This window comes from Pseudomonas sp. FW305-28, from assembly GCF_017351395.1.
Lineage (GTDB): Bacteria > Pseudomonadota > Gammaproteobacteria > Pseudomonadales > Pseudomonadaceae > Aquipseudomonas > Aquipseudomonas fluorescens_AA.
In genome coordinates this window covers 1-10,470 of record NZ_JACNDD010000199.1, presented here as the reverse complement: position 1 = coordinate 10,470, position 10,470 = coordinate 1, and the positions used below count along the sequence as shown (strand labels likewise).

The 10,470-nt window shown below is 62.7% G+C and carries 8 protein-coding genes; 5 read left to right on the top strand and 3 right to left on the bottom strand.

Translation table 11 applies throughout. The annotated features are described in order from the left end of the window. Positions 1–217 precede the first annotated feature (217 nt). Genes J4E53_RS28115 through J4E53_RS28105 form a run of 3 tightly spaced genes read right to left on the bottom strand, consistent with a single transcriptional unit; the run spans position 218 to position 3,278 of the window. Positions 218–1,204 carry an alpha-L-glutamate ligase-like protein gene (locus J4E53_RS28115; RefSeq protein ID WP_060741349.1) on the bottom strand — a complete coding sequence of 329 codons (987 nt, stop codon included), beginning with the start codon at positions 1,202–1,204 and terminating at the stop codon, positions 218–220. Beyond that, a complete protein-coding gene (locus J4E53_RS28110) occupies positions 1,204–2,736 on the bottom strand; it encodes an inactive transglutaminase family protein (RefSeq protein ID WP_060741350.1) in 1,533 nt (510 codons plus the stop codon). Before J4E53_RS28110 ends, J4E53_RS28115 begins: the two co-directional genes overlap by 1 nt. 5 nt (positions 2,737–2,741) lie before the next feature. Next, positions 2,742–3,278: an ATP-dependent zinc protease gene (locus J4E53_RS28105; protein WP_053186065.1), complete on the bottom strand. Its 537-nt coding sequence runs from the start codon at positions 3,276–3,278 to the stop codon at positions 2,742–2,744. Between the two features lie 283 nt (positions 3,279–3,561). Between J4E53_RS28105 and J4E53_RS28100 the strand changes: the two genes are divergently transcribed. The 5 genes from J4E53_RS28100 to prpF all read left to right on the top strand — a co-directional run bounded on the left by J4E53_RS28100 (position 3,562) and on the right by prpF (position 10,362). Further along, complete coding sequence (locus J4E53_RS28100) at positions 3,562–4,275, top strand: GntR family transcriptional regulator (protein WP_103311020.1); 714 nt, start codon at positions 3,562–3,564, stop codon at positions 4,273–4,275. Then, positions 4,272–5,156, top strand: coding sequence for a methylisocitrate lyase (prpB, locus tag J4E53_RS28095; RefSeq protein ID WP_030137801.1), 885 nt, complete (start codon positions 4,272–4,274; stop codon positions 5,154–5,156). The genes J4E53_RS28100 and prpB overlap by 4 nt, the downstream gene beginning before the upstream one ends. A gap of 41 nt (positions 5,157–5,197) precedes the next feature. Continuing rightward, entirely contained in the window at positions 5,198–6,325 is a 1,128-nt protein-coding gene (gene prpC / locus J4E53_RS28090) for a 2-methylcitrate synthase (protein WP_103311018.1), read from the top strand. A 199-nt stretch (positions 6,326–6,524) separates the two neighbouring features. Beyond that, complete coding sequence (acnD, locus tag J4E53_RS28085; RefSeq protein WP_103311016.1) at positions 6,525–9,116, top strand: Fe/S-dependent 2-methylisocitrate dehydratase AcnD; 2,592 nt, start codon at positions 6,525–6,527, stop codon at positions 9,114–9,116. 52 nt (positions 9,117–9,168) lie between these two features. Further along, positions 9,169–10,362 (top strand): 2-methylaconitate cis-trans isomerase PrpF, encoded by a 1,194-nt coding sequence (gene prpF, locus J4E53_RS28080; RefSeq protein ID WP_060741354.1) that lies wholly within the window; start codon positions 9,169–9,171, stop codon positions 10,360–10,362. Positions 10,363–10,470 lie beyond the last annotated feature (108 nt).

Genomic DNA, 10,470 nt, shown 5'->3' with positions numbered 1-10,470 from the left:
GGCTATCGAAAATATTCGGGTGTGAACACCTTGTGGCGAGGGAGCTTGCTCCCGCTGGGTTGCGCAGCAACCCCCAGGCAGTTGAACGCGGTCAGCCTGATGCACCGCGGTGCTGGGTTTTGAGGGGCGCTTCGCACCCCAGCGGGAGCAAGCTCCCTCGCCACAGGGTTTCACACTCCAGCCTTCAGCCTCAGCTTCAGACTCCCGCTTTCAAGCCTCAGCCTTCAACCGGCGGAATATGCCCAAACAGCTCCTGGGCAAACGCCACGCGCTCTTCCGCGGTTTCGATAACGCCCCGTTCCTTGAGTTCTTCCAGGCGGGCTTCCACCGCGTGGGTGCGCAGGGTCAGGCCGCAGTCGTTGGCGATCTGGATGTTCAGGCCCGGTCGGGCATTCAGTTCCAGGATCAACGGCCCTTTCTCCTGGTCCAGCACCATGTCGACGCCGATGTAGCCCAGCCCGCACAGTTCATAGCAACCGGCGGCCAGTTTCATGAAACCGTCCCAGTAGGGCAGTTGCACGCCGTCCACCGCGTTGGTGGTGTCGGGGTGTTTGGTGATGATGTTGTTCAGCCAGGTGCCGCGCAGGGTCAGGCCCGTGGCGAGGTCGACGCCCACGCCGATAGCGCCTTGGTGCAGGTTGGCCTTGCCGCCGGACTGCCGGGTTGGCAGCCGCAGCATGGCCATCACCGGATAGCCCATCAACACGATGATGCGGATGTCCGGCACGCCCTCGTAGCTGATGCTCTTGAAGATCTGGTCCGGCGTCACGCGGTACTCGATCAGCGCCCGGTCACGGTGCCCGCCCAAGGAATACAGGCCCGTGAGGATACTGGAGACATGGTGCTCGATTTCCTCATGGCTGATGATCTTGCCGGACACCGTGCGGTAGCGGCCTTCGAAGCGGTCGGCGATGACGATGATGCCGTCGCCGCCAGCGCCCTGGGCCGGCTTGATCACGAAGTCGGTGCGCCCGCCGATGATCTCGTCGAGCTTGTCGATTTCTTTCTCGGTGGAGATCACCCCGTACAGCTCCGGCACATGGATGCCGGCGGCGATGGCCCGTTCCTTGGTGATGATCTTGTCATCGACGATGGGGTACAGGCTGCGCTTGTTGTACTTGAGCACATAGTCGGCGTTACGCCGATTGATGCCCATGATGCCCCGGGCTTCCAGGGCCTTCCAGGTCTTCCAGAAGCCGAACATCAGGAGTCTGCCTTGAGGAAGGCCTTGAACCGGACCAACTCGGTCAGGCGGTAGCCGCGATAACGCCCCATGGCCAGCATGAAGCCCACCAGGATCAGCAGGATCGCCGGGAACGTGAACACGAAGTACACCAGTTCCGGCACGCTCATGATCAGGTGCGCCAGGGACGCGGCGAACAAAGTGCCGATGGCGACTTTCATCGCATGGCCGGCGCCGCGTTCTTCCCAGGTGATGGACAGGCGTTCGATAGTCATGGTCAGGATCACCATCGGGAACAGCGCCACCGACAGGCCACGCTCCAGGCCCAGCTTATGGCTGAACAGGCTGATGGCGGCGATCAGCACCACCACGAACGTCAGCACCACCGAGAGCCTTGGCAGCATCTGCAACTTGAGGTGTTCCAGGTACGAACGCAGCGACAGGCCCAGCGTCGTGATTACCGTGAACAGGATGATGCCGAAGCCCAGTTGGGTTTCCCGGAAGGCCAGGGCGATCAGCACCGGGGTGAAGGTCCCGAGGGTTTGCAGGCCGATCAGGTTGCGCAGTATCAGGATCACCAGCACGCCGATCGGGATCATCACCATGATCATGAAGGTTTGCTGGGTTTGCAGCGGCAGGCCGTAGAGCGAGTATTCGAGGAAGTTGGCGTCGGTGTTCTCGTCCGTCAGCTTGGCCAGGCGAATGGCGTTCATTTCGCTGTTGTTCATGCTGAAGGTGACGGTGGCTTTCTTGCCGCCATCGACGGTGATCAGGTTTTCATCGCCGGTCCACCACAGCAGGCGGTCGGTGGGCAGGCCCTGTTCGCCGCTATCCGGGTTGAAGTACAGCCAGTCGGTGCCGTTGAAGCTGCGCAGCCACAGCTCGGGTGTCTGCGGCTGGTCGGCGACCAGGCGGATGGTGTGGACCTTTTCCACCGGCACGTGGGCGATGGACAGCACCAATTCGACGATGCGCGCCTTGTTGGCCGAGGAAGGATCACCGGCCAGCAACAGCTTGACGTTGTCGTCGTTGAGGTTGTTGACCCGCTTGATCGCTTCGCTGATGAACGTCTCGACGTCGGCCGAGTGCTGGCGGATCGGCGCGAGCAGGGCTTCGGCGGCCAGTTTCTCCGGGCCTTCGACGGCGATGCTGTCGCGGAAGGTCGGGCCCTTGACCTTGGTTTTCTCGGCGCTGTAGCGCTTGGTCAGTACCAGGCGGTAATAAAGGGTCTGGTTGCCCTTGGCGCGACGGGCTGACCAGGTCACTTTGCGGTTACCGTCGACCCGGTTCACCGCCACGCCGTAATTATTGGAAATGAAACTCTCGTTGAGGCTCACGTAGTCGCGGCTCAGGGGCGGCACGAACATCTGGATCTTCACCGGGTCCTTGGCGTTGGGCACGAATTCGACCTTGGCGTCGATGTTCCACAAATCGTCGGTGGCGTCTTCGGTGACCGGGATGCCGAGCACGAAAATCTGATAGGCCGTCACCGACAGGCCCAGCACCACCAGGATGGCGATCAGCATTTTCAGATGGAGGGTAAGGGAGCGCATTGGAATTACTCTGCGGTTTGAGCGGCATTGGCGCAGGCGGGTTTGCCGGCAGCGTATTTAAGACTGGGGTCGACCAGCGCGTCGAAGCGCTTGAGCGCCTCGGAACCGATCAGCAACGGGTATTGGAAGGCGCTGCGGTCGGTCAGGTTCACTTCGATGCTGCGCAGGGCCGAGCCCATGCAGATGTCCAGTTCGATGACCGGCCGGGCCGTGTATTTCTTGCCTTCTTCCGGGTCGTAGTCACCGGCGCGGCGCTTGATCTTGCTGACCCGGGCCAGCGGACGTTCGATGGGGTGCGAGTGGGCTGCGTCGATGGCCAGGTAAAAACGCACCCAGGATTCGCCATTGCGCTTGAAGCGCTTGATGTCCCGGGCGCTGAGGGAGGCGGTCTTGGCGCCGGTGTCGAGCTTGGCGGCGACCTCCAGGTCGATGCCCTGCAGGGCGGCGTATTCGTTGAGGCCGTACACGGTTTTTTCACCCGCCACGGCAAGCCCCGGCAGGCACATGAAATAGAAAGCGGCAGATAAGGGCTTGAGTGTCATAGATCCTGGTGCGCAGCGTTCCGTTTATCGGTTCAGGCCCTGGCATTACTGCACAAGCTCCCTAGGCAGCCTTTCTCTAATAAAAGGAGAGCGGCGAATAACCGCGGCATTCTAGCACGGTGGTTTTCTGACGCCACCGCTGGCCGGAGGCTACGAGTCTTCATGCAACAGGGTTATCTCCAGGGCGTTTATTAGACGATTGTCGACAATGTTGATTTTTGTTTTGACGTAAAGGCCGTTGTTGGTTAGTTTTTGTCGTATTGATTTCCAAGGTGTCGACAATATGCTCGATCAGCTCGAAAGTCCGGTGATGGTCCAGGACGACTCGGAGACCCTGTCCGAGAACGTCTTCCGGCGTATCCAGGCCGCCATCGTCAAGGGCGAGATCGCCCCCGGCAGCAAGATCTCCGAGCCTGAGCTGGCGCGCACCTACGGCATCAGCCGCGGGCCGCTGCGCGAGGCCATTCACCGCCTGGAAGGCCAGCGCCTGCTGGTGCGCATTCCCCACGTCGGTGCCCGGGTGGTGTCGCTGAGCCACGCCGAGCTGCTGGAACTCTACGAAATCCGTGAATCCCTCGAAGGCATGGCCTGCCGCCTGGCGGCCGAACGCATGACCCTGGAAGAAATCGACGAACTGCGCCGGGTGCTGGAAACCCACGAGCGCGATGCGGCGTTCCAGGCCGGTGTCGGTTATTACCAGCAGGAAGGCGATTTCGACTTTCATTACCGGATCATCCAGGGCAGCGGCAACCGCACCCTGACGCAGATGCTGTGCGGCGAGCTGTACCAACTGGTGCGCATGTACCGGATCCAGTTCTCCACCACGCCCAACCGTCCGCGCCAGGCCTTTGCCGAGCACCACCGGATTCTCGACGCCATCGCCGACCGTGACGGCGAACTGGCTGAATTATTGATGCGCCGGCACATCGGCGCCTCCAAACGCAATATCGCGCGTCATTTCCAGGACAGCGCCGCCACTGAACGAGGTGAGTCATGAGCAACAGCACTCCAGGCCAGCGTTTCCGCGATGCGGTCGCCAGCGAGCATCCGCTGCAAGTGGTGGGCACGATCAACGCCAACCACGCGCTGCTGGCCAAGCGCGCCGGTTTCAAGGCGATCTACCTGTCGGGCGGCGGCGTGGCGGCCGGTTCCCTCGGCGTGCCGGACCTGGGCATCACCGGCCTGGATGACGTGCTGACCGATGTACGGCGTATCACCGATGTGTGCGACCTGCCGCTGCTGGTGGACGTGGACACCGGCTTCGGTTCCTCGGCGTTCAACGTGGCGCGCACGGTCAAGTCGATGATCAAGTTCGGCGCCGCGGCGATTCATATCGAAGACCAGGTCGGCGCCAAGCGTTGCGGCCATCGTCCGAACAAGGAAATCGTCTCCCAGCAAGAGATGGTCGACCGTATCAAGGCCGCCGTCGATGCCCGTACCGATGACAGTTTCGTGATCATGGCCCGTACCGATGCCTTGGCGGTGGAAGGCTTGGAATCGGCCCTGGACCGCGCCGCCGCGTGCATCGAGGCCGGTGCCGACATGATTTTCCCCGAAGCCATCACCGAGCTTGAGATGTACAAGCTGTTCGCCAGCCGCGTGAAAGCGCCGATCCTGGCCAACATCACCGAATTCGGCGCGACCCCGCTGTACACCACCGAACAGCTGGCCGGGGCCGACGTGTCCCTGGTGCTGTACCCGCTGTCGGCCTTCCGGGCCATGAACAAGGCGGCCGAGAACGTTTACACCGCGATCCGCCGCGACGGCACGCAACAGAATGTCATCGACACCATGCAGACCCGCATGGAGCTTTACGATCGCATCGACTACCACACCTTCGAGCAGAAGCTCGATGCGTTGTTCGCGGCGAAAAAGTAAGGCGCGACTCCCCTACAAATTCAAGAAAATGGAGACAGCAAATGGCCGAAGCAAAAGTACTCAGTGGCGCCGGGCTCCGTGGCCAGGTAGCCGGGCAAACCGCATTGTCCACCGTGGGCCAATCGGGTGCCGGCCTGACCTATCGCGGCTACGACGTTCGCGAGCTGGCGGCAGATGCGCAATTTGAAGAGGTGGCCTACCTGCTGCTGTACGGCGAACTGCCGACCCAGGCACAGTTGGACGCCTACACCGGTAAGCTGCGCCAGTTGCGCGACCTGCCCCAAGCCTTGAAGGAAGTGCTGGAGCGCATTCCCGCCGACGCCCACCCGATGGACGTGATGCGCACCGGCTGCTCGTTCCTGGGCAACCTGGAACCCGAGCAGGATTTTTCCCTGCAACATGACAAGACCGATCGCCTGCTGGCCGCGTTCCCGGCGATCATGTGCTACTGGTATCGCTTCAGCCATCAAGGCCAGCGCATCGAATGCGTGACGGACGAAGTGTCCATCGGCGGCCACTTCCTGCACTTGCTGCACGGCAAGAAGCCGAGCGAGCTGCACGTCAAGGTGATGAATGTCTCGCTGATCCTCTACGCCGAGCACGAATTCAACGCCTCGACCTTCACCGCCCGGGTCTGCGCCTCCACGCTGTCGGACCTGTTCTCCTGCATCACCGCCGCCATCGGCTCGCTGCGTGGCCCGTTGCATGGCGGTGCCAACGAAGCGGCGATGGAAATGATCGAGCGCTTCAGCTCACCGCAGGAGGCCATCGAAGGCACCTTAGGCATGCTGGCGCGCAAGGACAAGATCATGGGCTTCGGCCACGCGATCTATAAGGACAACGACCCTCGCAACGAGGTGATCAAGGGCTGGTCGAAAAAACTCGCCGACGAAGTGGGCGATACCGTGCTGTTCCCGGTGTCCGAAGCCATCGACAAGACCATGTGGGAACAGAAGAAGCTGTTCCCCAACGCCGATTTCTATCATGCCTCGGCGTACCACTTCATGGGCATCCCGACCAAGCTGTTCACGCCGATCTTCGTCTGCTCGCGCCTGACCGGCTGGGCCGCCCACGTGTTCGAACAACGCGCCAACAACCGCATCATCCGACCGAGCGCCGAATACACCGGCGTCGAACAGCGCAAGTTCGTGCCAATCGAACAACGCTGAGCTGGAGGGTTTTAGCCGCCGGAACTGAAATGACCCCGAAACCCTGTGGGAGCGAGCTTGCTCGCGATTGCGCACTGACATTCAACATTGATGTCGACGGATGCGCCGCTATCGCGAGCAAGCTCGCTCCCACAGTGGCCGGGGGGACTTCAAGTACTGCGCCAGCCCCTTCTGAAACCACCGTGACCGAGTCCTGACGATGAACACAGAATTTCGCAAACCGCTGCCTGGCACTTCGCTGGATTATTTCGACGTTCGCGGCGCAGTGGATGCCATCCGCCCCGGCGCCTATGACGGCCTGCCGTACACCTCCCGCGTGCTGGCGGAAAACCTGGTGCGTCGCTGCGACCCGGCCACGCTGCGCGAGTCGCTGCTGCAACTGATCGAGCGCAAGCGCGACCTGGACTTCCCGTGGTTTCCGGCCCGCGTGGTGTGCCATGACATCCTCGGCCAGACTGCCCTGGTGGACCTGGCCGGCCTGCGCGACGCCATCGCCCTGCAGGGGGGCGACCCGGCGCAGGTCAATCCGGTGGTGCCGACCCAACTGATCGTCGACCACTCCCTGGCAGTGGAAAGCGGTGGTGCCGACCCGCAAGCCTTCGCCAAGAACCGCGCCATCGAAGACCGCCGCAACGAAGACCGCTTTCACTTCATCAACTGGACCAAGAAAGCCTTCAAGAATGTCGATGTGATTCCGCCGGGCAACGGGATCATGCACCAGATCAACCTGGAAAAAATGTCGCCGGTGATCCAGCAGCGTGACGGCGTGGCGTTCCCCGACACCTGCGTCGGCACCGACAGCCACACCCCCCACGTCGATGCCCTGGGCGTGATCGCCATCGGCGTCGGTGGCCTGGAGGCCGAAAGCGTCATGCTCGGTCGCGCCTCGTGGATGCGCCTGCCGGAAATCGTCGGCGTCGAGCTGACCGGCAAGCTGCAACCGGGCATCACCGCCACCGACATGGTGCTGGCGCTGACCGAGTTCCTGCGCAAGCAAAAAGTCGTCGGTGCCTGGCTGGAGTTTTTCGGTGAAGGCGCCAGTGCCCTGACCTTGGGCGACCGTGCGACCATTTCCAACATGGCCCCGGAATACGGCGCTACGGCGGCGATGTTCCATATTGATCAACAGACGATCGACTACCTGAAGCTCACCGGTCGCGAAGACACCCAGGTGCAGTTGGTGGAAACCTATGCCAAGCACGTGGGCCTGTGGGCCGATAGCCTCAAGGGCGCACAGTACGAGCGTGGCCTGACCTTCGACCTGTCCTCGGTAGTACGCAACATGGCTGGCCCGAGCAACCCCCACGCCCGCGTCGCGGTGTCGGAGCTGGCCGCCAAAGGCATTTCCGGCCAGTGGGACGATGTGCCCGGGCAAATGCCCGACGGCGCGGTGATCATCGCCGCCATCACCAGTTGCACCAACACCAGCAACCCGCGCAACGTGATCGCCGCAGGCCTCTTGGCGCGCAACGCCAACCGCCTGGGCCTGGCCCGCAAGCCGTGGGTCAAGTCGTCCCTGGCCCCGGGCTCGAAAACCGTGGCGCTGTACCTGGACGAGGCCGGCCTGACGTCCGAACTCGAGAAGCTGGGCTTCGGCGTGGTGGCATTCGCCTGCACCACCTGCAACGGAATGTCGGGCGCGCTGGACCCGGTGATCCAGCAGGAAATCATCGACCGCGACCTGTACGCCACCGCCGTGTTGTCGGGCAACCGCAACTTCGACGGGCGTATCCATCCGTACGCCAAGCAGGCGTTCCTGGCATCGCCACCCCTGGTGGTCGCGTATGCCATCGCCGGGACCATCCGCTTCGACATCGAAAAAGATGTGCTGGGCGTGGTGGACGGTCGCGAGATCCGCCTCAAGGACATCTGGCCGAGCGACGAAGAAATCGACGCGGTGGTCAAGGCTTCGGTGAAGCCGGAGCAGTTCCGCCAGGTGTACATTCCGATGTTCGCCATCCAGGAAGACACCGGGCCGAAAGTGACGCCGCTGTACGACTGGCGCCCACAAAGCACCTACATCCGTCGTCCGCCGTACTGGGAAGGGGCGCTGGCCGGTGCGCGGCCACTCAAGGGCATGCGCCCGCTGGCGGTGCTGCCGGACAACATCACCACCGACCATTTGTCGCCGTCCAACGCCATCATGCTGGACAGCGCCGCTGGCGAGTACCTGGCGAAAATGGGCCTGCCGGAAGAGGACTTCAACTCCTACGCGACCCACCGCGGCGACCACCTGACCGCGCAGCGCGCCACCTTCGCCAACCCGAAACTGTTCAACGAAATGGTCCAGGAAAACGGCAAGGTCAAGCAGGGCTCCCTGGCCCGAGTCGAGCCGGAAGGCAAGGTCATGCGCATGTGGGAGGCCATCGAGACCTACATGGAACGCAAGCAGCCGCTGATCATCATTGCCGGTGCCGACTACGGCCAGGGCTCGTCCCGGGACTGGGCGGCCAAGGGTGTGCGCCTGGCCGGTGTCGAGGCGATCGCCGCCGAGGGTTTCGAACGCATCCACCGCACCAACCTGGTGGGCATGGGCGTGTTGCCGCTGGAGTTCAAGCCCGGCACCGATCGCAAGACCCTGGGCATCGACGGCAGCGAAGTCTATGACGTGATCGGCGAGCGCACGCCGCGGGCGACGCTGACCCTGGTCATCACTCGCAAGAACGGCGAGCGCGTCGAAGTGCCGGTGACCTGCCGTCTCGATACCGCCGAAGAAGTGTCGATCTATGAAGCCGGGGGCGTGTTGCAACGCTTTGCCCAGGACTTCCTGGAATCGGCGGTGGCCGTTTAAATCGCTTGGGTGGTCCGTTCTCCGGCCACCCTTTTTTCAGGAGTTAGAGCACATGGCTCACTCGCCTCAAATCAAGATCCCCGCGACCTACATGCGTGGCGGCACCAGCAAAGGCGTGTTCTTCAGCCTGCAAGACCTGCCCGAAGCGGCTCGCGTTCCTGGCCCGGTCCGGGATGCCCTGCTGTTGCGGGTGATCGGCAGCCCCGACCCGTACGAGAAGCAGATCGATGGCATGGGCGGCGCAACGTCCAGCACCAGCAAGACCGTGATCCTGTCCAGGAGCACCCGGGCCGACCACGATGTCGATTACCTGTTCGGCCAGGTGTCCATCGATAAGCCGTTCGTGGACTGGAGCGGCAACTGCGGCAACCTGTCGGCGGCGGTGGGGTCGTTTGCCATCAGCAGTGGTTTGGTGGCGTCCGACCGGATTCCGCAAAACGGCGTGGCCGTGGTACGGATCTGGCAGGCCAACATCGGCAAGACCATCATCGCCCATGTGCCAATCACCGAGGGCGTGGTGCAGGAAACCGGGGACTTCGAACTCGACGGCGTGACCTTTCCAGCGGCCGAAGTGCAATTGGAGTTCATGGACCCGGCGGCCGAGGAGGAGGGCGGTGGTGGCTCGATGTTTCCCACCGGCAACCTGGTGGACGACTTGGAAGTGCCCGGTGTTGGTACCTTCAAGGCGACGCTGATCAACGCGGGGATCCCGACGATTTTCATCAATGCCCGCGATGTCGGCTACACCGGCACTGAGTTGCAGGGGGCGATCAACAGCGATCCCAAGGCGTTGGCGATGTTCGAAACCATTCGCGCCCACGGTGCCTTGCGCATGGGCTTGATCAAGCACCTGGACGAAGCGGCCCAGCGCCAGCACACACCGAAAGTGGCGTTTGTCGCGCCGCCGGCGGATTACCTGTCCTCCAGCGGAAAAGCCGTGGCGGCGGGGGATGTCGACTTGCTGGTGCGGGCGTTGTCCATGGGCAAGCTGCACCACGCCATGATGGGCACCGCAGCGGTGGCCATCGGCACGGCCGCAGCGATTTCCGGCACCCTGGTGAACCTGGCCGCCGGCGGCATCGAGCGTAACGCCGTGCGTTTCGGCCACCCGTCCGGCACCCTGCGCGTCGGCGCCGAGGCCAGCGTGGTCAACGGCGAATGGACCGTTAAAAAAGCCATCATGAGCCGCAGCGCGCGGGTGTTGATGGAAGGGTTCGTGCGGGTGCCGGGGGATGTCCTGAACTGAGTCGAAAAAGCTGTGGGAGCGAGCTTGCTCGCGATAGCGGTGTATCAGCCTACATGGATGTTGGATGTGCTGGCCTCATCGCGAGCAAGCTCGCTCCCACAGGGGATT